Origin of the sequence: Thermoflavimicrobium dichotomicum, from assembly GCF_900114055.1 — a bacterium.
GTDB classification, from domain to species: domain Bacteria; phylum Bacillota; class Bacilli; order Thermoactinomycetales; family Thermoactinomycetaceae; genus Thermoflavimicrobium; species Thermoflavimicrobium dichotomicum.
In genome coordinates this window covers 1-20,205 of record NZ_FORR01000006.1, presented here as the reverse complement: position 1 = coordinate 20,205, position 20,205 = coordinate 1, and the positions used below count along the sequence as shown (strand labels likewise).

Here is a 20,205-nt window from a genome sequence, read left to right as displayed (position 1 = left end):
AAAACATGGATGGGACAGGTTCTATACCTGTCCCATTTTTCATTAAGGTTGTTATGACTGCAGAAGCTTTTTCATTTCGTGTGGTTAACAACCTCTTTCTAATCATTTATACGCTTATCTCAATCAAAACCATTTCTTTTTCCATATATTTATATAACAAATGAATTTATGCGATGGGGGGGGTTTTCTTTGTCTGATCCATTAAATGAGATGAATCAAAAAGCTTTCAGATCATCTAATAAATCCAGTAAGAAGGATCTATTTTCCAAAAATTGGTTCACTCCGCCAATTAGCTTGAAAAAACAAACTTTTACGGAAGGAGATCATAACGTTCAAACCATTACACTTATGATCGAAATATCGAATGAAGACGCCAAAGAACTATCCGATGTGAGACTGACTCATTTCATCCCTAAAGAAAGTCCATTTTCTTTCAACCAGGTTGAAGTAGATCAAACAATTCTTCCAGACACGCATCCAGGAGAAGGAATTGATTTAGGGACAATTTCTCTTGGACAAACAAAACAATTGATTTTTCAAAGCAAAGTGGATCAAGAGGTTGATCTGTCTAAATTTGATAGCAAAATAATCGTTACCTTTAAAGATAAAAAGCATAATACAATGTACGAATTTACTTTTTCGAATAAAGGGGCTTTACAGTTAGAGAAATCCCCTTTCTGCAATTGTCCAAGTTTACAGGATTGCTCTTGTGAAGAAACATCATATAAAATCGTCGCCGACGGTGATGATGATCTGGATTTTGATCTGGATGATGAACTCGACTTCTGGCTGGACTAATACGTATAAGCAGCAAAAGGACGGGAATAGGAAAAGAATCTATCACCCGTCCTTTTGCTAAATTAGTGAGTCGTTTGTATGAAACAGGCCAAGGATATCCAACGTAGAATGATAGTCAAATAGCTATCAAAATAACAAAAACTATAGGAAAGCAACCATTTCACTCGATATCCTGCACCTTTATCGATCGAACGACATATCATTTTACTATAAAAGAAAATATCGAATAACAAGAATTGGAGAAAACAACTATTTCCTTATCAAGCCGACACCAAGTTCAATAGAAAAGAATATATTATACCAAAACATAGAAAAAAAGGATGATGCTAGATGACTGATAAACAAGAAAATAATTATTTTAGAAAAATAGCAAAAGGTTTGAGCAAAGGGTTATGTAAACAGATAAGCAAGGCAATGGAACATCAACTCGAACAATGCCTCCAGGATGAAATATATAACTTGCTCGTTGAAGTTCTATCAAAAGAAAAGGTTGAAGAAATGCTCAAACAATCTTCGCCACCAACCATTCATTTAGTAGAAGCCTTAAAACCAGAAGCCAAAGACAAAGTCATCAGCGCCATTATAAGCAGTATTGAACAAATCAAAGAAAAAGGGGAAATCTCCTCCTATTAAAACAAAAAGGAGGAAATCTAAATGACTCAAACCCGGAAAAAAAGAAAAAAAAAAGGTCTCGTCGAAAAACAAGAGCCTTTCACAGTAAACAGATGATGAAAGGAAAAGTCCGCAATAAAACGCCTCGCAAGCATAAAACCCCTGCCGTTCAGGAAACAGTTGCTACCATTAAAAATATTGCATCCATTAATGGCCCCATTCATGGATATATCAACATTATCATCCAAATCCCCACCAATCATGGCAATGTCAATGTGATCAATGAAAGTGACGATACTTCGGTACAAAACACTTCTGCTTAACGAATCTCCTATTGAAAGGAGGTGATATAAGATGTGTTTCAGAAGACGTAGACGTAGACGTAAGCATGATTTATTTAGAGTGAGAGCTAGAAAAAACGCTAGCATTATCTTGATTAACAAAACCGGTCCGATCAGTGGAAACGATGTCGATGTCAAGCAAAAGATCAAAAACAAAGGGAATGCAAATTCAGTAAAAGCTAAAGATCTGGCTTTGACAAACGATAATCGTAAAGAAGAAGAACACGATCATTAATATTCAAAGGGCCTAAGGGCCCTTATTTTATTTATAATATTATGAAGCCCTCATGGACGTGTATTTTTTTGTGCAAAAAGATCTATGATGGAACTATAATAAAGAAATACCGTGTAATATAACGATTAACATTATTATAAACTGTACTTGACTGGAACTATCCTGTTTTCTTCTTGAAATGATAATAAGGAGTGCAACATCGTGCGGCTATTTATTGTAAATAAACGTTCTGGTAGGGGTCGTGGGAAAAAAGTATGGACCAAAGTACGGCAAATATTGGAAATCCGAAAAATCCCTTACCAGGTTGAATTTACAGAATACCCGGGACATGCGACAGAAATTGCCCGGGAGGCTGTTCATTCCAATATCGAAGCAGTGGTCGCCGTCGGTGGGGATGGTACCTTACATGAGGTAGGGAACGGACTGGTGGGAACCGAGATTCCTTTAGGATACATTCCTGCCGGATCAGGAAATGACTTTGCACGTGCAGAAAATATCCCTCGCGATCCTGAGCAGGCGTTGGAACGAATTTTAAGACATCAAGTGCGGCTCATTGATACAGCTGATTTGGGTGGAAAAGTACTCGTTGGCTTTACAGGAATCGGCTTTGATGCGCAAATTGCTGACTTGGCCAATAAATCTTCTCTCAAGCGTTTTTTTCGCAAATTCATCTATTTGGTCTTTTTGCTCCGATGCTTATGGACATATCGGCCCACAAAAGTAACGATTTCCCTCGACGGAAAATCTTATCATTATGATGGAGTGTGGCTTATCGCCATTAACAATACCTCATTCTATGGCGGTGGCATGAAAATTTGTCCTGACGCACAAAATGACGATGGCTGGCTGGATATTTGCTGTGTTAAATACTGTCGTCCCAGAACATTATTGAGAGTTTTTCCCCAAGTGTATAAAGGAACACATATCAACCACCCTTTTGTGTCGATCCATCGTGGTAAAGAAATTACGGTTCAGTCTGAACGACCACTGATCATTCATGTGGATGGAGAAATATATGGAACCACTCCACTCTCCGTTACCATTCGCCCAAAATCACTGAGAATATTATGAAAGCCTGAACATTTTCATGTATATCATATGAATATTTAATTATTTTATTATTTACAGAAAATATTCTTTGGTATATAATAGAACAAGATGAACATAGCACAAGATCAGCTTGATTCATACCAGTTATTCCACTTTCCTCTATCCATTTACTTGGGGGTGGAAGCTTTGGTTCGTTCCAAATGCCCACGTTGCGGCAGAGACGATTGCTGTGGTAAACCAGATTGCAACTGCTAATGAATGATGCAAAACAAGATCCAGCGCAACAAAGCTGGATCTTTTTATTTTTAAAGCCCCATGATTTCCTGTAACCGTTTCATATCCAGGTGTTGTTCTATCCAATCTGCCAACTGATCATATATTTTTTCTCGTTCCTGGCGCCAAGAAGAGCCCGCTTCCTGATCAGGCAATCCTTTGCGGCGACGAAGCTGATTGATCCATCCGATCGTAAAACCGGGATGATCAAAAATACCATGCAGATAGGTGCCCCACACAAGGCCGTCCGCTGAAATTACTCCATCGAGCCTGCCATCAACCAAACGAAGCAATGGCCGGGTTTGACCCATGCGCTCGGTTCGTCCCAAATGAATTTCATATCCTGTTACTTGCTGAACATTTCCCCAATCTACCAACAACTCTCCACTCGTTCGAACTGTTTTTTTGCCAGGGACAAACCATGTCTTCATCGCCAGCAATCCGAATCCCTTTTGTTCTGTTACCTGATGGGATTCAATTCCTTCCGGATCGATCAATTGCTCCCCCAACATCTGATAGCCACCGCAAATGCCAACAACAGCACTCCCTTGTTGATGAAGATGCAGGATTTCATCATAAAGTCCCGTTTCTTTTAACCAGGAAAGATCCTCCATGGTATTTTTGGTGCCGGGCAGGATAATGGCATCCGGGTTACCCAATTCCCGCTTTGACTTGACATAACGGACACGGACTCCTGCCAAATGCGATAAAGGAAGAAAGTCGGTAAAATTGGAAATGCGCGGGAAGCGGATAATGGCAATCTCGATCTCTACGGGCCCAGCATCATTCCCTTTTAACTGGAGTCTCTCCAAGGCCATCGAATCCTCCGGATCCACATCCATATCCATATACGGCAGTACGCCCAAAACGGGGAGACCTGTTTCTTTTTCAAGCCAATCGATCCCAGGGTCCAACAGATCTTTGCGGCCGCGAAATTTATTAATGATAAAACCTTTGACCCGCTTTTTTTCATCAGGGTCCAAAAGAGCCAGGGTACCGATAATGGATGCAAACACGCCACCCCGTTCAATATCTGCTACCAAAATAACCGGGGCATCGGCCAGATGGGCCACACGCATATTGGCAATATCCCGATCTTTGAGGTTGATCTCTGCAGGGCTGCCTGCTCCTTCGATCACTAACACCTCAAACTCCTGGGACAACCGATGGAGTGACTCTTTCACCGGTGCCAAAATTTTTTCCAGTACTTGAGCCCGATAGGAACCTGCTTCCATATCGGCATAATGACGGCCATGTACAATCACTTCGGAGACCATATCGCCTTTCGGCTTGAGCAAGACCGGATTCATATCGGTGGTCGCTTCAATCCCGGCTGCTTCCGATTGCACTCCCTGTGCGCGACCGATTTCTCCTCCCTCTTTGGTTACATAGGAGTTTAAGGCCATATTTTGCGATTTAAAGGGAGCAACCCGATATCCCTGGCGGTAAAAATAACGACATAAAGCAGTACAGACCACGCTTTTTCCTACATCTGAACCGGTTCCTTGCACCATGATCGTTTTCATGCTTTTCATTCATCCTTTGCTTAGAAACTACCTCAAAACTCTACGTATCTACGGAGTTTTTCCAAGCGAGTGTGACTTATGAGCCCTACCCGATCCTTCCTTGCAGGGCACTATCGGAACGAGTCGGAAAAACGGAGCGGGTATTGCATTGATCTGTAACTCCAAGGCGTTTTGAAATGACTTTTAAAATTCAATACCACGAACAGCGGGAATACCTGCCTGGTAATAATGTTTGACCGCCTGGATTTCAGAAACAAGATCGGCTCGTTTCAATACTTCGGGATGTGCATTTCTTCCCGTCAAGACCAAGTGCATGTGAGAGGGTCGCGTTTCGATCAATTCGAGTACTTCGTTTAAAGGCAGTATATCATCAATCGGGAAACGCTCGATGGCCAAAGCATTGTTGATCTCATCCAGGATCACGACATCATGCTCGCCTGCCTGCACTCTTTCTTTCGTAAATTGCCAGGCTTCCTGCAGTGCCTGACGATGTTCTTCCGGTGTTTTGGTCCAGGTAAAACCGACACCCAATTGGCGTATTTCCACGCCCAATTTTTGCAAAGCGATTTGCTCGCCATAGGTACGTTCCGATGATTTGATAAATTGCAAAACCAGCACACGCATCCCACGGCCGACTGCCCGTAAGGCAAGCCCCAGGGCAGCAGTGGTCTTGCCTTTTCCATCTCCGGTATAAACCAGGGTCAATCCGTGACGATCCTTACGCATGGTAACCTCCCTTTTGTTGGCGATAAGTCCTGCAGACATTCAACCAGCGTTCAACCATGGCTGGATTGGAAGGGAAATACAAATGAGTGTATCCAGCGAGCAAATTCCCCTTGGCATACCCCTCTTTTTGGACACCACGCCGTCCTGTTATTTGATAGGCGGAAGGATAATCATCGTTTTCCATGGTCAAGGTAGAGTAATGGAACTCATGACCTCGCGCACTTTCTCCTTGTCTTAGCAGGATATTGTCTGTCGCCGCTAACACTTCCCGATAACCAAGTGCAGCAAGGCGGTTTTGCATTTTGACCGTAGCCGGTATCACTCCGACCATGGGATAAGCTTGACCATGACGGTCAATCAGCTCCCGACACAGATACATATACCCGCCACACTCGGCAAAAGTCGGCAGCCCTTCTCTGATCCGCCGGGCAATGGACTGCTTCACTTCCTCTTGGGCAGTGAGTTGCCTGGCAAATTCCTCCGGAAATCCGCCACCGATCAGCAAACCATCTGCTTCCTCAGGTACAGATTCTCCTGACAGCGGACTGAAGAATTGCAGTTTGGCACCTGCATGCTCCAGCAGCTCCAAATTTTCCGGGTAATAGAAGTTAAAGGCCGCATCTCTGGCGACGGCAAGAACAACCGGCTCTTTCGTCTTTTCCTTCGGCACAAAAAGACGATCCATTGGTTCAGACAAAACGGGAGCCGCTTGGGCGATGGAAAACAACCGGGCCAGATCCACTCTTTCTTCCATCAAGGCCGCCAGCTTTTCAAATAAAGGATCCAATTCCCCACGTTCGATCGCAGGTACCAATCCGAGATGTCGTTCAGGAATATCAATATCACTCTCCCGCCCTAACCATCCGAGTACAGGCACACCGCATTCCTGCTCAATCGCGGCCTGTACCAGACGGACGTGCCCTTCACTTCCGGCTCGATTTACAATCACGCCTGCGATCTGCACATTGGGATTCAGAGACTGATATCCTTTGACGATGGCTGCTGCGCTACGGGCCATGCTTTGGATATTGACCACCAAAATAATCGGGCTGTTAAGCAGAATGGCAATTTCAGCGGTACTGCCCTGATCACTCAGTGGGCTCTTTCCATCATATAAGCCCATCACCCCCTCGATGATCGAGAGATCAGCTCCGTCACTTCCACGCAAAAAAATCTCTTTCATCCGTTCTGGTTGACACATCCATGTATCCAAATTGCGCGAGGGACGACCTGTCACTGCTGTATGATAACTCGGATCAATATAGTCAGGCCCTGCCTTAAAGCCCTGAACTGACAAGCCCCGTTTGCGAAAAGCGGCCATCAATCCAAGTGTACAGGTTGTTTTGCCCACTCCGCTCCCGGTTCCGGCAATCACAAACCGTGGTCGATAGAAGATCATCTCTTTTCCTCCCCATGGGGCACCATGGCAATCGAAATGGTGACATTGCCCGACTTTTTCTTGGTCAACAACCAATCTCTAGCCCCTGCAGATAAAAGGGCGGCCGGTTCACTTACGCCATAAGCACCCGTGTATTTATAGACAGTTTCCGAAGGGTTTGAAAGCGGAACCGTATTCAGTTCCGCAGGCGTAAATACATCCAAACGCCAACCATATTTTTGGCATAAATCGATTAAGCCCGCTTCGTCCTTTTTCAGGTCAATCGTCGCTACATTGCGCACACTTTTGATCGAAAGCTTTAACTCATCCAAAGTGTCCTTAACCACCTGTTCGATTTCTTTCATGGGAGTGCCACGATTGCAACCCAATCCAAGAACCAGCACTTTGGGTCGATACAGCACGCCATTGCCCAGAAAGTGTTTTTCCTCCTCAGGCGTCAAGATTCGGTGCGTTACAACCAGTGCAGCATCAAAATCGTGTTTCCACGCCTCCTCCATGGATCGTACGACTCGAATATGATCCGGAATCGGTTTGTCATAGGTCCACCAGTTGGTTTCGCCTGACTCCTGAATGATCAGGATCTTTTCTTCATTCACCACCGCTGCACTCACAGGGGTTGCTTTTTCAAAACTTTCGATTTCCCAGCCAAAAGCATGACCAAATAAATCAACCGGAATTGTTTGTTGGACATCGGAGGCCGTGGTGATGACAGGACGTGCCCCAAGGAGACGAGCGACTTGCCGTGTCAATTCATTAGCTCCTCCCAAATGACCAGACAGCACACTAATGACATGTTCGGCCCAATCATCAATGACGGTTACAGCCGGATCTGTTTTCTTGTCCTTAAGGAGTGGGGCAATCATGCGAACGACGGCTCCCAGTGAAATAATGAGAATGATACCGCTATAGCGTGCAAACAAATCCGGCAAAATAAGCCTGACAGAGCCTGTAAACAGTGTGATCCGCCTGTTTTGTTCATCGCCACGCGCAAACTTTTCCATATAATACACATCGGTACCCGGGAGTTGATCGCCCAATCGCCGAGCGATTTCCACCCCGTGCTTCGTAATCGCCACTACGGCAAACCGCCCACTCACGATGGACTCACCCCTTTGCGATATCCATGTGTAAATGTTTCATCGTACAATTTTGAGCGATATTGGTGCCCACGTTCATACAGCTGGGGATCCAAAGCCCAACCTGCCAGGATCATCGCATGGCTGCGAATCCCCGCTTGTTGCATGTCCTGATCCAGATGCTGGAGTGTGGTTCGAACCACTTTTTGGTCCGGCCAGGTGGCTCGTTGGACAACAGCAACGGGTGTGTCTTCGGACCATCCCGCTTCGAGCAACTCTTTGACAACCTTTTTGGTTAAGGTAGCACTCAGGAACAAGGCAATGGTGGAATGATGCCGGGCCAAGTCTCGCAACTTCTCCTTTTCAGGAACCGGTGTCCGGCCTTCCGCTCTGGTAAGAATCACGGTTTGTGTCAGCTCTGGAATGGTTAGCTCCGCTCCCAACACCGCTGCGGATGCGAATACCGAGCTCACTCCAGGAATGATTTCCACTTCTATTCCTTCCCCCTTGAGCAGGGCCATCTGCTCAAAAATGGCTCCATACACAGCTGGATCTCCGGTATGAACACGAGCAACACTTCTGCCTTCCTGTACATGCTGCACCATGATCGAGACCATTTGCTCCAGGGTCATCCCTGCACTTTTCAGTACAATGGCTTCCGGTTTGGCTTGTGCTATCAGCTCCTCACTGACGAGTGAATCGGTATACAATACCACATCCGACTGCTGCAAAATCTGTTGCCCTTTGACCGTAATCAGCTGCGGATCGCCTGGTCCGGCTCCAACGATGTAGACTTTGGCTTCTAGCATCCTTTTTTCACCACCATCAATGTCAAATAGTTGAGTTTTTGCCCCTTCAGTTCTGCTACCTGGCGCCAAATCATTTCCTGTCTGGAGGTTACCTTGGTCACAACGGCTGCCTGATTCAATAAATCCAGTTCTTCCAACACATCGATGATCAGATCCAGCACTTTTGCCACCTTTAAAAAGATCACGGTATCATGTTCGAGCAATGCTTTTTTCATCGCCTCGCGATCCGTATTCGCTGGTACGATGACCACCTGTTCATCGCCATCGGCAAGCGGCAGATTAAGCTTAGCCGCTGCACCATTGATCGACGAAATTCCCGGAACCGTCACAATCTCCACTTCCGGATGCTGTTGTTGCATCACTCGGCTCATATGGATAAACGTACTGTAAAGGAAAGGATCTCCTTCGGTTACAAAGGCGACATCTTTTCCCTGGCTTAACCGTTCCCATACTTTCTCGACAGTGTGATGCCACTCTTTTTCCAAAACTGCCCGATTTTTGGTCATCGGAAAAACAAGGCCGAGCATTTCTTTTTCCAACGGATTGATGTATGTTTCTACAATGGCCAAGGCATAGCTTTTCTCTCCCATCCGTTTTTTGGGATAGGCAATGACAGGAGATTCTTTTAACATCCGATACGCCTTGACCGTGATCAATTCCGGATCTCCTGGACCAACCCCGATACCAATCAAACGGCCGATTCTACTCATTGGTTCCTCTCCTTTTCCTGTTTTCTTTCCCCAACCACCACATAAACAGGGTTGAGCCCTTCAAGCCGGGTCAAGTTTAATATCGGTTTGCTGCGAGCCACTTGCAGCAAGGTCGTCCGTACCACAAATCCTTCTTCCTGGAGGGCTTTTTGTGTGGTGGTCAAGGTTTCAAAGGTAGCGGCGTTGACGACAATCCGCCCTCCCTCTTTCAGCCGGGCACAGCAAACGGCCAACAGCTCTCGAAGCTCCCCACCACTCCCGCCAATAAATACGGCATCCGGATCCGGAAGCTCGTCCAATCCCTGGGGAGCTTTGGCATGAATGACTGTAAAATCCGTACGAAACTTCATGCGATTGGAATGGATGTTGGCAAGATCCTGTTCATTTTTTTCAACCGCAAATACCTGTCCATAAGGGGCCAGTTTGGTCGCTTCCACAGACACTGAACCGGATCCAGCCCCAATATCCCAGACGATACTATTCGCTCGGAGTTTCATTTCCGCCAAACTCACGACACGAACTTCCTTTTTGGTAATAAGCCCTTTTTCCGGTTTGCGCTGGGCGAATTCCTCATCGGGAATGCCCAGGGACCAGCTAGGGAACACGACACCTGATTTTCGTTTCAGGATGACCACATTGAGCGGAGAAAAAATCGCATCCACCAGCTCATCCAATTCCCACCAGGTACATCTCTCTTCTGTAGATCCCAGGTTTTCAGCCACAAATGCCTGGTATTCGGTCATGCCAAATTGCAGTAAATACTGGGCAACAGCCCCCGGCGTATTCACTTCATCGGTGAGCAGTACCACCTTTTCCTTGCCATCAATTCGCTGAGCCAGACCCTGGATGGGTCGGCCATGAACACTTTCAATCTGCGCTTGTTGCCAACTTTCGCCCATGCGGGCAAATGCCAGCTGAATGGAACTCAGGTGCGGGTGCACTTCCACTCTCTCTTTGCCCAATTTACGAACCACGAGTGCAGCAATCCCATAAAAAAGCGGATCACCAGATGCCAACACGACCACTTTTTTCGTTTGGGCCTCTTTCGCAATCTGCTCCAGTACGGGCTTGAGTCCCCCTTTTATGACAATCCGCTGCCCGCTAAACTGGGGGAAAAACGAAAGCAAACGTTCCCCACCTACCAATACATCCGCTTCTTTGATCCATTCGATATATCGTGGAAACAAATTATTTTGACCATCATCTCCGACACCGATGATTTTAATCCGGTTCGCCACAGAGCTCCGCCCTCCCCAACAAATCGCCTTTCATTTTGACCAAAATCGTTTCAACAGTTAATCCGCCTTCGACATGGCTGAGACATTGTTGGCAAATTTTCTCGCATAGCAAGGTGAAAAACGATGGATAACCTGCTTCTTCCATCAACTGACCGGCATGTGTCGCATGATTGGCCTGTCGTACCTGTTCGACCAACTCGGACGATGCACCCGCCTCTTCAGCGACTTGGGCCAGAAAGTTGAGATCGACCGGTGCACTTTTGGAATGAACCATCATCACACCTTGCGCCACTTTTGAAAATTTCCCCATCATGCCCACCAAAGTCACTTTCTCTACCTCAGCCTTCCTGGCATGTTTTAAAGCAAAACCGACAAAATCCCCCATCTGGATGAAAGCTTCCTCAGGCAAGTCCGGCAACAACTTCATGGCATGTTTTTCGCTACTGCCACCAGTTGTCAGAACCAAATGGGTACAACCATTATCTTTGGCTACCTGGATGGCCTGGGCCACACTCGCCCGATACGCAGACGTGGAAAATGGAACGACGATCCCCCGTGTTCCCAATATGGAGATGCCGCCAACAATACCCAGTCGCTCATTGAGCGTTTTCTTGGCAATCTCTTCACCATCCGGGACGGAAATCAACACTTTCACCCCTCGGTGAATCCCATACGCTGTCAGCACTTCTTCCACAGCTTCCCGAATCATCCGCCGGGGAACCGGATTGATCGCCGCTTCTCCCACTGGTACAGGCAATCCCGGCTTCGTTACACGTCCGACTCCAATCCCGCCATCCAAGTGCAGTCCTGGCTCTTCTGTCCAGGAAACGGTCGAAACGATCCGGGCACCATGAGTGGCGTCCGGATCGTCTCCTGCATCTTTGATCACACTGCATTCCGCTTCATTTCCCCTCAGACGGGCCTGCTCGATCTTAAAAGTCACTTGCTTCCCGATCGGCAACGTAATCTCGACTTCCGATACGGGTTGATGGGTGATCAGGGAAAGCAAAGCGGCTTTCGTACTTGCGGTTGCACAAGCACCTGTGGTATAGCCATAGCGCATTTCTTTCGGCTCTTTCTCTTCCATTTGTTTCTTCATCATTCATCCCCTCAGGATTGATCCAAGCGTTCAGCCAATAGGAATAAAGCATTGACAATCGCCACAGCTGCAGGACTTCCTCCTTTGCGGCCGCGATTGGTAATAAACGGGACATCCAGCTTGGTCAATTCCTCTTTGGATTCAGCGGCTGAAACAAAACCGACAGGTACTCCTACAATTAACCCCGGTTTGGCAACTCCTTCCCGAACAAGCCGAATCAATTCCAATAATGCTGTTGGAGCATTTCCAATCGCAAAAATGCCGCCTTCTGCTTCTCTTACCGCTTTACGCATGGAGACAATCGCACGTGTTGTTCCCAAACGTTTGGCTTCTTCGACCACATCAGGATCCGAAATATAGACATGAACATCCCCGCCAAACTTATTAAGACGTGGTTTGCTGATGCCGACCTGGACCATTTGCACATCAGCGACAACGGGTTTACCGCTCCGAATCGCTTCGATCCCGGCCTGAATCGCTTTGGGATGGAAAATCAGGCTCCGTCCCAGTTCAAAGTCAGCGGAAGCATGGATCACCCGCTGTACGACAGGAAACTGTTCTTCTGTAAAGGGGTGCTCTCCCAATTCCTCTTTAATGATGTCAAAGCTCAGGCTTTCAATTTGATGCGGTACCGTTGTAACGGGTTTAAAAGGTTGATCGGCCATCTTCCTCTTCCTTTCCAATTAGATGTTGAACCACTTGTTCCATGTCTGAAAAAACGAGACCATAGTCCAGCTTCGGGCGTGAAATCAAAATCACATGGATGTCCATTTCCAAAGCGGCCTCCACTTTTTCATCGACAGAACCCACCTTGCCGCTTTCTTTGGTAATCACGGTGGTAACGCCATAATGGCGATACAGCGCCTGATTCAGCTCTTTACCAAACGGCCCTTGCATGGCAACGATATTTTTCTGCTCAATGCCCAGCTCCTGACATTTTTTCATGTTTTCAACCCGAGGCAACATGCGGGCAATTAAACGAATGTCAGGCTCAGACAATAACCTTTTCGCAAAAATCTCCAGCGTTTTGCTTCCTGTCGTCAACATGATGACGCCTTTTTTGCGGGCGGCTGCTTCTGCCGCTTCTTGATAGGAAGACACTACCTGAATCCGAGGATCCTGGTGATAGCCCCAACCTGGCCGTTCATAGCGAATGTATGGGATGCCACAAGCTTGAGCAGCGGCCATCGCATTTTTCGATGCCTCTTCGGCAAACGGATGGCTTGCATCGACGACCGTGTTCAATTTCTGTTCCCGAATCAACTCCATCATCTGCTCCTCTGTCAGACGACCGACCCGGACAGGAATATCCACTTCCTGCAGGCTTTTCGCCGCACTGTCACTTACCACTGAAGCCAAGAGTGGAACGCCAACCTGTTTGATCCGAATTGCCAGCTCCCTTGCATCACTGGTTCCTGCCAAAAATAAGAGCATGACCATCTCGTCCCTTTCTACTTCTAGTGATGATGGTGATGATCATGATGATGATCGTGATGATGATGGTGGTGATGATCCAATCCCTGGGCTAGAGCTTGTTCCGCCAGCTTTTCCCATGTCCAGCCCTCACCGGGATTTTCTTCACGCAAGCGCTGCTCAAAAACCGGCATGAGCTCATCATCCATGCCCAAATACGCGGACATCGCCATCTGAATATGGGGATATTTCTCCTGAAACTCCTTGGTAAACCGTTCCATCCGCTTGATCAGAACGCCAGTAAAGAGAAAATAAGGCAAAACAATAATCTTTTTGGCACCGAGACGAATGCAGCGCTCCATTCCTTCATGAAATAATGGTTCCGTCACTCCCATGAAAGCGACTTCTACCCATCGGACATCGGTTTCTTCCCAAAAGAGACGAGCCACTTTATATAAATCACTGTTGGCATATTTATCACTGGAGCCACGTCCAACGACCAAAACGGCTGTATCTTTATGGATTTGCGGCTGGATCTCTCTCAGGCGTTTTTTCATAATCTCAAGCACCACTTCATCCACTTCGATCGCCCGTTTATACGTAAACTCTATATCCGGATATTTTTCCTTGGCTTCATAAATGGCAAAAGGAATATGCACTTTGGCATGACCAGCGGCAAATAGCATCATCGGTACCAGGGTGATTTTCTTCGCTCCACGTGCGACGCAAATATCAATCCCTTCTGGAATATCGGGCGAAGCAAATTCCAAAAAGCACGTTTCCACCATCTCTGCATCCAGTTGTGCCGCCATCCGCTGGGTAAATTGCTTTAATTCCTCGTTTCCTTCCGGATCCTTGCTCCCATGTCCCACAAATAAAATCGCCTCCAAACCGGCTTCCCCCTCTATGCTGTTGGTTGCATACTCTTAAGCTTGTTAAAAGCCATTTCAAAAACCCGCTCCGTTTTTCCAACTCGTCCGATAACGACTTGCAAGGAAGTATTCGCTCCGAGCCGGAAGCGAGAGAAACGGGCAAAATACACTGCCGCTTCAGTAGAAATTGCCTGCGTTTTTAAGACCTGTGTTTTCCGTTTCGTTCCAAAAAGACCCCTGATTTATCAGGTAACCTCATTCATGAGTCTCCACAAGCCAACTCTGGTACGACTGGCTTCACTTCTTCTTGATAACGAAAGCCTGCCACTTCCTTGACTCGTTTGAAAAACTTGTGAAAACGTTCATTGGGTTGTGCCTGTTGCACATACGCCTTGACCACTTTTTCAACTGCTTCTATTAACTGTTCTGGCGATAACCCTTCCGCCACACGTTGTGCAGGATGTGCATTGCGGCCGATTTTCTTTCCGCCCATGAACAGATCAAAAGTTCCCCGACGATAAACAATCCCGATATCCTCGGTCACCGCTCCATAACAAGCCATGGCACATCCATTAAATCCCACTTTCAATTCTTTTGGCACAGCCATCCCTTCCAGGCGGCGATGCAACTCCTCCGCATAGGGAATGCCTTCTCCCTTATCCCCATCACAAAAATCACAAGCTTTTACCTGAACCACATCGCCAATCGGGCTGAGTAAAAGTCCTGATGCTGTAAGTTGTTCGACCATCGGGTTTGGATCATCGGTTGGTACACGCAATATCAGCTGATGATGGGGCGTGTATTCGATCTCACCCTTTTCACCGGCCACTTCGGCAATCAAGAGTAACTGTTCGGGAGAAAATTTCTTATTCGCCACTCCTGGAGACACGGCTACCTCGAAAATGGAGACCGGTTTTTTAAACGTTTCACCAGCCTGGCCGGACGTTTGTATAACTCCCTGTGCTTGCAACACGGCTAATGCTTCTTCCGCCAATGCTGCCGGATGAGTGTCCGTTTCGGTTCGTGATACGGTTGTCGACTCAGATTGATCCTTTGGCTTTTCCCTGGCTTGTTCCAATGCGTTTAACGACCAGGGCTCTGCTTCTGTTTTCAAGCGTTCATGCGGCTTGAGATCCTGCTCGACACGATCCAAGGTATATTTGCGCTGATAACCCCGTGGGGTAATCATCAGTCCCTCATAAACAAACGTACTGGAATTTCCGATGATCACTGTTGTCAACATGCCGATCTCATGTTGCAGCATCTTTTCCAGTGTGGTCAATACGACATGCTGGCGTTCACGATACGCACTCTTTACAAGCCCAACCGGTGTATCGGGTGAACGATATTTCAGCAAAATCTTCTGTGTCTCTACAATTTGTCGAGTGCGCCTGCCACTGCGTGGATTGTATAAGGCGATGACAAAATCGGCTTGTGCCGCCGCTTCGATTCGCAGGGCAATGGTTTCCCAAGGCGTCAAATGATCGCTTAGACTGATGGTACAGGCATCATGCATGACCGGTGCCCCCAGCAGGGAAGCACAAGAGTTGATAGCGGAAATGCCTGGGATCACTTCCACCTCGACCCCTGTATCTGGCCGCCATCCCTTTTCGGCCAGCACCTCATAAACGAGTCCTGCCATGCCATATACACCCGCATCTCCGCTGGAAATGACGGCCACTTTTTTCCCTGACTCCGCCAATCGCACCGCTTCCTGTGCACGACTCACTTCCTCCGTCATCCCTGTGCGGACAATCTCCTGCTCCGTCAACAGATGACGAATGATATCGACATAGGTGTTGTAACCGACAATGACATCGCTTTCCTGAATCGCTTGACGCGCACGCTCTGTCATATGCTCGAAACTTCCCGGCCCAAAGCCAATGATCAAGAGTTTTCCTTTTTTCATCGCCCTATTTCTCCCTTTCTCTCCTCGATTTGCTCTTCTGCTGGACGAACCATTTCCATCGCTTGCAAAACATGAACAGGAAGAACCAAACTCTCCCCTTGGTCGACAGCTATATCCCCTGCAGCCCGCACGAGTCCCCCCAATTCACGAAAACGGGTGGACAGCTTTCCATCTCGTCCAGCCCACAGCCTGGCTTGCTGTATGACCAATTCAACCGCTTCACGAGTAAAATGGGGAATGTATCCATCTTTTGCCACTTCCTGTGCGACAAAACGCGCCAACTTTTCACGGTTTTCTGCGTTGTCTTCCATCACATCCGCCATAACCACCTCATATCCATACCCGCGAATTCGGGAGCGAAGTGCGGGATGCAACTTGTCCAAATCGGGGACGTTTCCTGCCAGAACGAGTACAAAGTCGCAAGGAACCGGCTCTGTTCGTACCATAGTACCGCTCGATCCCGCATTTCTCCCGGTAATCGACAGCTCTTTTTCCTGTAAAGCCGTGAGCAGCCGCTGCTGTGTATCTATATCGAGCGTTGCTACTTCATCGATAAAAAGCACCCCACCATGCGCCAGATGAATAGCCCCCGGCTCGACCAAATGATGAGGAGCAGTGGCCAGATTTCCCGATTGATAGGGGTCATGGCGGACATCTCCCAATAGTCCCCCTGCATGCCAACCAGTCGCATCAATAAACGGCACGCTGGAGCTACTGGAGCTAGCCACTAACAGTTTAGGAGCTTCAAGGGAAGGCATGGATCTGCTTCTGCTAACCAGCCAGGATCCGAAAAACAGAACGACCAAACCGAAAGTAAAGTAAGAAACCTGATTGCGTGTCCATGCCAGATACCCTGTGACCGTCAATACCGTCAAAACAAACATGCCAAAGAGAAACAGGGAAGCCCAACGCTCTTGTTGCTGTTTCCGTTCGAATTGCTCTAGCATCCGCTTTCCCTGTCCGGCTGGCACCGTTTTTACCTGCAAGATATGACGATCCTGCTGACCAGGATAAATCAGTACATCTTCTTGCTCGACAGGTGGCATCCATTCGATCATGGCCCGTCCCAGCATGCTTTTCCCTGTTCCGGGTTCACCGATCAAGAGAACCGATCGTCTGGCTCGTGCCGCACGGCGAACAATCTCAACCGCGCGATCCTGACCGATCACTTGATCGATCAATCTTGCAGGAATGGGAATCTCTTCCGTTGTTTGCCAGGAGGTGTTTGGCTCTGTTTTCTGCTCTTGCAGTAAGACACCGTTTGCCACATCCTCCTCCCCTTTCCAACAGACATTCAGACAAAATGGGAAAAGGACTTAAACGTAGCTCTTTGTTTCCCAGCGTGTTGTAATCATGCGCACGATTTTATGTTGATCGGTACGTATTTGTTGAACGATCTTTTCTGTATACGCTGGAAGTGACTGTTCCCGTACAAAGGGAAGTAATATCATGGCCAACGTCTGGCGCACTTCAGGGACTTCATCTTGCGACCAACGGGATAGCCATTGCCACCCCGAAGCAAAGTCCGTTCGCAGAATTGCCAGTCCTCCCCAGGCCACCCCTTCCCGTACCCGAAAATCCGAATCTTTCGCCAACTGGTATAACAGCCGTTTTACTTCTTCCGCCTGCTTCTGGTAACAGCGCGGACATTCTCGTCCAGCCATAAAGCGCAAAATCCAGTGCTTTGCGTGTGCCCATTTGCAAAGGAAAGGATAGGGATCGGCTGATTGTCTTTCCAACATTCGTGTCACATACTCCATATGCCAGGTCAGTGCCTGTACATCTCGTCGATCAGCCAGCCAGCACAGCAGCCGGGCATGCAGTTTCAATAACCATGCTTCTTTCATTCCCATCCTTCCTTCTAATGGCACGGAATGAACATCAGTGCATGCCTTAATTCATGGGTTGCATCATGGAAAGCAGGTATATTGGAAAACAGGAGCGTATAGAGAATAACACCGATCATGACCAGGACCGCCCCCAACTGGATTGGCAAAGAACGAAAGAGATGTTTTTTCACTTTTTTCTGTTCATGCTTTTTTTCATGTGGAAAATGATAGGCCATGCTTGTTTCCTCCTTTTCAGGCTTATGCCATTTTGTTTACCCATCGTTTTTGTCTCCATTTAGCCAGCGCAACCCCTGCCATCATTGCAAAAAATACGACTAGCATGAAGAATAGGAAGCTTTTGATCTTTGTATCCATAGGTGGCTCAATGGCTGTCACTTCAACTTCCTTGACCACACTGGCAATCGCCTGATTTTGTCCATGGTAAAAAGCTTCCAGACGAATTTGATGTGGGGAGCCGTCATAAAACTGGAACAGAAATTGGAAAGCACCTGTTTTTGACAACGTTTTGGTTTGAAAAATAATAGCGCCTGTTTCTTTACTGAAAGCAGTTATGACGATATCCAATGGTTGCTGAGGGGCTTGTCCATTTTGCAAAAGCCTGCCTGAAAAATGCGCCATTTTTCCTACCGTTGCCTGTCCGTCTGCTTGGTCAAACTTCCATTCCCAGTGATTCTCAGCATAAGCAGTCGACGCAAACAGACAGAGAAACACAACTGTAAACAGCATGGATTTATATCGTTTCATCTGCTCGTCCCCTCCAGGTGGTCAATAAAAATCCGCATGCCAACCCCAACAGGACAAGTCCGCTGATAAAGAGAATCAAGTTACGTACTTCATCCGGATTCTCATCAATAGCAATCGGAATGACCTGTTTCTTTAGTGTCGATCCTTCTACTCCCTCCACACTCAGCTGATAAGTGCCTCGAATCGGAAACATGTATTGAAAACGAACTTTGCCATCGTGGACTGCAAATGTCCCATCCAGCAACTGTGTTCCTTCCACGATGGGAAAATCGGTGGTAGGGAAAAATTGTTTGGGTGGGCTTGATAATTGCACCCGAACCAAACTTCCTTCACTTGCCTGGACCGGGACTTCGACTTGTGCCAGGTTTCCATCCGGAATCGCCTGATCCAATGGAACAGGATGACTTTCCTGATGCGAGCCTTCATGCTCATGCCCTCCATGAGCCCATACAGGAATACTCACTGACAGACACAGACATAGAACCCCTAACCACACTCTCCACTGAATGCGCATGGTTTTCCCCCTTTACCCATGAAAAATAAAAAAACGCTTTCCGCCAGCCACGAGCAGAAAGCGTTTACATTCGGATATGAATCTATTACACTCTCATAAGTAAAGCTTTTCTACATTTTTTGGCATAGAAAAGCCCACCATGAGAGAAACTCTCATACCGTCCGTAACACCTTCCTATCCTCGTAGGTCAAGCGGTGTTGTTAGAAAAGGCAGGTCTCCTGGCTCATGGGTCAAACGCCGCTCTTTTGTCTAGCCTTCCCATCGATTCGACAGTGACTAGACCCGACTCCCCATTTACAGTGGCGGGACCGCGCCGGACTTGCACCGGACTTCCCTTTTAAGGAATGGATTTGCATCCACTCCACCTTTTCCCATCTATTTCATTATCAAGAAACTATCAAGTTCAGTATATCGAATACATTAATTGTTTTCAATATGATTTTATATATTTAAATTTTACTATCATAACGCATGTGGTTATGTACGCTTTTAACATGGCAAAACTTAGCTGATTTGCCAAGAAATAATGGTAAAAATATAACCTGGATCATGAACGGATATTGTTCATTTATTCGAAAATACGATTCATTTTTTATAGTTACAGATCCATTGGCTTATCCGTTTATCATGTACCCTATTTTCTATCTTTTAAAACCATCTTGCTTCCATTCCAGGGTCTGTCTCGTCATCGGCGTTTCGTTTTCCCGGCTCGCCGACATCGCCCTGTGAAGAAGCATTACAGGGCCGCTTTGAGCCAGAAGCGCAGATGCGCGCAAAGGACGGCGGATCATTAAATCTTGAATCTGTGCGTCCGCAGTCCGTTTCCGTTTTGGACAACGCCCAAGTTCAGGGGTGTGTCATCACCCCGTCCCATGTAGTTCTACAGCCCTGGACCGCATGTACCCACATGGGCAGCGTACCTGTTACCAGTACGCTAGGCTACTAACCCGGAAATGGCTTTAGCTATATTGATCGCTCCATTCAGATCAGCATGGCAGGTATAACCACACT

General features: G+C 47.1%; 22 protein-coding genes and 1 riboswitch. Of the genes, 5 read left to right on the top strand and 17 right to left on the bottom strand.

Annotated elements, in window-relative coordinates:
• The first annotated feature begins 189 nt into the window (after positions 1–189).
• From BMZ78_RS07790 to BMZ78_RS07770, 5 genes are all read left to right on the top strand, one after another.
• Positions 190–798, top strand: a complete 609-nt coding sequence (locus BMZ78_RS07790) for a hypothetical protein (protein ID WP_093229342.1) — start codon at positions 190–192, stop codon at positions 796–798.
• A 330-nt stretch (positions 799–1,128) separates the two neighbouring features.
• Positions 1,129–1,431 (top strand): hypothetical protein, encoded by a 303-nt coding sequence (locus BMZ78_RS07785; protein ID WP_093229341.1) that lies wholly within the window; start codon positions 1,129–1,131, stop codon positions 1,429–1,431.
• 92 nt (positions 1,432–1,523) lie between these two features.
• Positions 1,524–1,733, top strand: coding sequence for a hypothetical protein (locus BMZ78_RS07780; RefSeq protein WP_093229339.1), 210 nt, complete (start codon positions 1,524–1,526; stop codon positions 1,731–1,733).
• A 31-nt stretch (positions 1,734–1,764) separates the two neighbouring features.
• Positions 1,765–1,986 carry a hypothetical protein gene (locus BMZ78_RS07775; protein WP_093229338.1) on the top strand — a complete coding sequence of 74 codons (222 nt, stop codon included), beginning with the start codon at positions 1,765–1,767 and terminating at the stop codon, positions 1,984–1,986.
• Between the two features lie 201 nt (positions 1,987–2,187).
• The gene (locus BMZ78_RS07770) at positions 2,188–3,057 is read left to right on the top strand and encodes a diacylglycerol/lipid kinase family protein (RefSeq protein WP_175482359.1); all 870 of its coding nucleotides are present in this window, start codon (positions 2,188–2,190) and stop codon (positions 3,055–3,057) included.
• A 284-nt stretch (positions 3,058–3,341) separates the two neighbouring features.
• On the opposite strand, the gene BMZ78_RS07765 is transcribed toward BMZ78_RS07770, so the two are convergent.
• The 17 genes from BMZ78_RS07765 to BMZ78_RS07685 all read right to left on the bottom strand — a co-directional run bounded on the left by BMZ78_RS07765 (position 3,342) and on the right by BMZ78_RS07685 (position 19,194).
• Positions 3,342–4,835, bottom strand: a complete 1,494-nt coding sequence (locus tag BMZ78_RS07765; RefSeq protein ID WP_093229335.1) for a cobyric acid synthase — start codon at positions 4,833–4,835, stop codon at positions 3,342–3,344.
• A gap of 183 nt (positions 4,836–5,018) precedes the next feature.
• Positions 5,019–5,561: a cob(I)yrinic acid a,c-diamide adenosyltransferase gene (gene cobO, locus BMZ78_RS07760; protein WP_093229333.1), complete on the bottom strand. Its 543-nt coding sequence runs from the start codon at positions 5,559–5,561 to the stop codon at positions 5,019–5,021.
• On the bottom strand, positions 5,554–6,960 hold the full coding sequence (locus BMZ78_RS07755; RefSeq protein WP_093229332.1) for a cobyrinic acid a,c-diamide synthase CobB: 1,407 nt from the start codon (positions 6,958–6,960) through the stop codon (positions 5,554–5,556). The genes cobO and BMZ78_RS07755 overlap by 8 nt, the downstream gene beginning before the upstream one ends.
• A complete protein-coding gene (locus BMZ78_RS07750; protein WP_093229330.1) occupies positions 6,957–8,057 on the bottom strand; it encodes a cobalt-precorrin 5A hydrolase in 1,101 nt (366 codons plus the stop codon). Before BMZ78_RS07750 ends, BMZ78_RS07755 begins: the two co-directional genes overlap by 4 nt.
• Positions 8,054–8,845, bottom strand: coding sequence for a precorrin-4 C(11)-methyltransferase (gene cobM, locus BMZ78_RS07745; RefSeq protein ID WP_093229329.1), 792 nt, complete (start codon positions 8,843–8,845; stop codon positions 8,054–8,056). Before cobM ends, BMZ78_RS07750 begins: the two co-directional genes overlap by 4 nt.
• Positions 8,839–9,555 (bottom strand): precorrin-2 C(20)-methyltransferase, encoded by a 717-nt coding sequence (gene cobI, locus BMZ78_RS07740; protein WP_093229327.1) that lies wholly within the window; start codon positions 9,553–9,555, stop codon positions 8,839–8,841. Before cobI ends, cobM begins: the two co-directional genes overlap by 7 nt.
• Entirely contained in the window at positions 9,552–10,793 is a 1,242-nt protein-coding gene (gene cbiE, locus BMZ78_RS07735) for a precorrin-6y C5,15-methyltransferase (decarboxylating) subunit CbiE (RefSeq protein WP_093229325.1), read from the bottom strand. Before cbiE ends, cobI begins: the two co-directional genes overlap by 4 nt.
• The gene (locus BMZ78_RS07730) at positions 10,777–11,880 is read right to left on the bottom strand and encodes a cobalt-precorrin-5B (C(1))-methyltransferase (RefSeq protein WP_093229543.1); all 1,104 of its coding nucleotides are present in this window, start codon (positions 11,878–11,880) and stop codon (positions 10,777–10,779) included. Before BMZ78_RS07730 ends, cbiE begins: the two co-directional genes overlap by 17 nt.
• Positions 11,881–11,903: 23 nt before the next feature.
• Positions 11,904–12,557 (bottom strand): precorrin-8X methylmutase, encoded by a 654-nt coding sequence (locus BMZ78_RS07725; protein WP_093229323.1) that lies wholly within the window; start codon positions 12,555–12,557, stop codon positions 11,904–11,906.
• Positions 12,538–13,326 (bottom strand): precorrin-6A reductase, encoded by a 789-nt coding sequence (gene cobK, locus BMZ78_RS07720; RefSeq protein WP_093229542.1) that lies wholly within the window; start codon positions 13,324–13,326, stop codon positions 12,538–12,540. The genes BMZ78_RS07725 and cobK overlap by 20 nt, the downstream gene beginning before the upstream one ends.
• A 23-nt stretch (positions 13,327–13,349) precedes the next feature.
• Positions 13,350–14,195 (bottom strand): sirohydrochlorin chelatase, encoded by an 846-nt coding sequence (locus BMZ78_RS07715; RefSeq protein ID WP_093229321.1) that lies wholly within the window; start codon positions 14,193–14,195, stop codon positions 13,350–13,352.
• Positions 14,196–14,436: 241 nt separating this feature from the next.
• Complete coding sequence (gene cobJ / locus BMZ78_RS07710) at positions 14,437–16,086, bottom strand: precorrin-3B C(17)-methyltransferase (RefSeq protein ID WP_093229319.1); 1,650 nt, start codon at positions 16,084–16,086, stop codon at positions 14,437–14,439.
• On the bottom strand, positions 16,083–17,354 hold the full coding sequence (locus BMZ78_RS07705; RefSeq protein WP_093229318.1) for an ATP-binding protein: 1,272 nt from the start codon (positions 17,352–17,354) through the stop codon (positions 16,083–16,085). The genes cobJ and BMZ78_RS07705 overlap by 4 nt, the downstream gene beginning before the upstream one ends.
• A 48-nt stretch (positions 17,355–17,402) precedes the next feature.
• Positions 17,403–17,933, bottom strand: a complete 531-nt coding sequence (locus tag BMZ78_RS07700; RefSeq protein ID WP_093229316.1) for a HEAT repeat domain-containing protein — start codon at positions 17,931–17,933, stop codon at positions 17,403–17,405.
• 14 nt (positions 17,934–17,947) lie between these two features.
• A complete protein-coding gene (locus BMZ78_RS07695) occupies positions 17,948–18,151 on the bottom strand; it encodes a CbtB domain-containing protein (RefSeq protein WP_093229315.1) in 204 nt (67 codons plus the stop codon).
• A gap of 22 nt (positions 18,152–18,173) precedes the next feature.
• Entirely contained in the window at positions 18,174–18,680 is a 507-nt protein-coding gene (locus BMZ78_RS07690; protein ID WP_093229313.1) for a hypothetical protein, read from the bottom strand.
• On the bottom strand, positions 18,667–19,194 hold the full coding sequence (locus BMZ78_RS07685; protein ID WP_093229312.1) for a hypothetical protein: 528 nt from the start codon (positions 19,192–19,194) through the stop codon (positions 18,667–18,669). Before BMZ78_RS07685 ends, BMZ78_RS07690 begins: the two co-directional genes overlap by 14 nt.
• A 191-nt stretch (positions 19,195–19,385) precedes the next feature.
• A riboswitch (cobalamin riboswitch) is annotated at positions 19,386–19,578 on the bottom strand.
• Positions 19,579–20,205 lie beyond the last annotated feature (627 nt).

Excerpts from the sequence above, each read along its gene's own strand:
- BMZ78_RS07785 (WP_093229341.1), top strand. The coding sequence starts at position 1,129 with ATGACTGATAAACAAGAAAATAATTATTTTAGAAAAATAGCAAAAGGT.
- BMZ78_RS07780 (WP_093229339.1), top strand. The coding sequence starts at position 1,524 with ATGATGAAAGGAAAAGTCCGCAATAAAACGCCTCGCAAGCATAAAACC.
- BMZ78_RS07775 (WP_093229338.1), top strand. The coding sequence starts at position 1,765 with ATGTGTTTCAGAAGACGTAGACGTAGACGTAAGCATGATTTATTTAGA.
- BMZ78_RS07765 (WP_093229335.1), bottom strand. The coding sequence starts at position 4,835 with ATGAAAACGATCATGGTGCAAGGAACCGGTTCAGATGTAGGAAAAAGC.
- cobO (WP_093229333.1), bottom strand. The coding sequence starts at position 5,561 with ATGCGTAAGGATCGTCACGGATTGACCCTGGTTTATACCGGAGATGGA.
- BMZ78_RS07755 (WP_093229332.1), bottom strand. The coding sequence starts at position 6,960 with ATGATCTTCTATCGACCACGGTTTGTGATTGCCGGAACCGGGAGCGGA.
- cobM (WP_093229329.1), bottom strand. The coding sequence starts at position 8,845 with ATGCTAGAAGCCAAAGTCTACATCGTTGGAGCCGGACCAGGCGATCCG.
- cobI (WP_093229327.1), bottom strand. The coding sequence starts at position 9,555 with ATGAGTAGAATCGGCCGTTTGATTGGTATCGGGGTTGGTCCAGGAGAT.
- BMZ78_RS07730 (WP_093229543.1), bottom strand. The coding sequence starts at position 11,880 with ATGGAAGAGAAAGAGCCGAAAGAAATGCGCTATGGCTATACCACAGGT.
- BMZ78_RS07725 (WP_093229323.1), bottom strand. The coding sequence starts at position 12,557 with ATGGCCGATCAACCTTTTAAACCCGTTACAACGGTACCGCATCAAATT.
- cobK (WP_093229542.1), bottom strand. The coding sequence starts at position 13,326 with ATGCTCTTATTTTTGGCAGGAACCAGTGATGCAAGGGAGCTGGCAATT.
- cobJ (WP_093229319.1), bottom strand. The coding sequence starts at position 16,086 with ATGAAAAAAGGAAAACTCTTGATCATTGGCTTTGGGCCGGGAAGTTTC.
- BMZ78_RS07700 (WP_093229316.1), bottom strand. The coding sequence starts at position 17,933 with ATGAAAGAAGCATGGTTATTGAAACTGCATGCCCGGCTGCTGTGCTGG.
- BMZ78_RS07695 (WP_093229315.1), bottom strand. The coding sequence starts at position 18,151 with ATGGCCTATCATTTTCCACATGAAAAAAAGCATGAACAGAAAAAAGTG.
- BMZ78_RS07690 (WP_093229313.1), bottom strand. The coding sequence starts at position 18,680 with ATGAAACGATATAAATCCATGCTGTTTACAGTTGTGTTTCTCTGTCTG.
- BMZ78_RS07685 (WP_093229312.1), bottom strand. The coding sequence starts at position 19,194 with ATGCGCATTCAGTGGAGAGTGTGGTTAGGGGTTCTATGTCTGTGTCTG.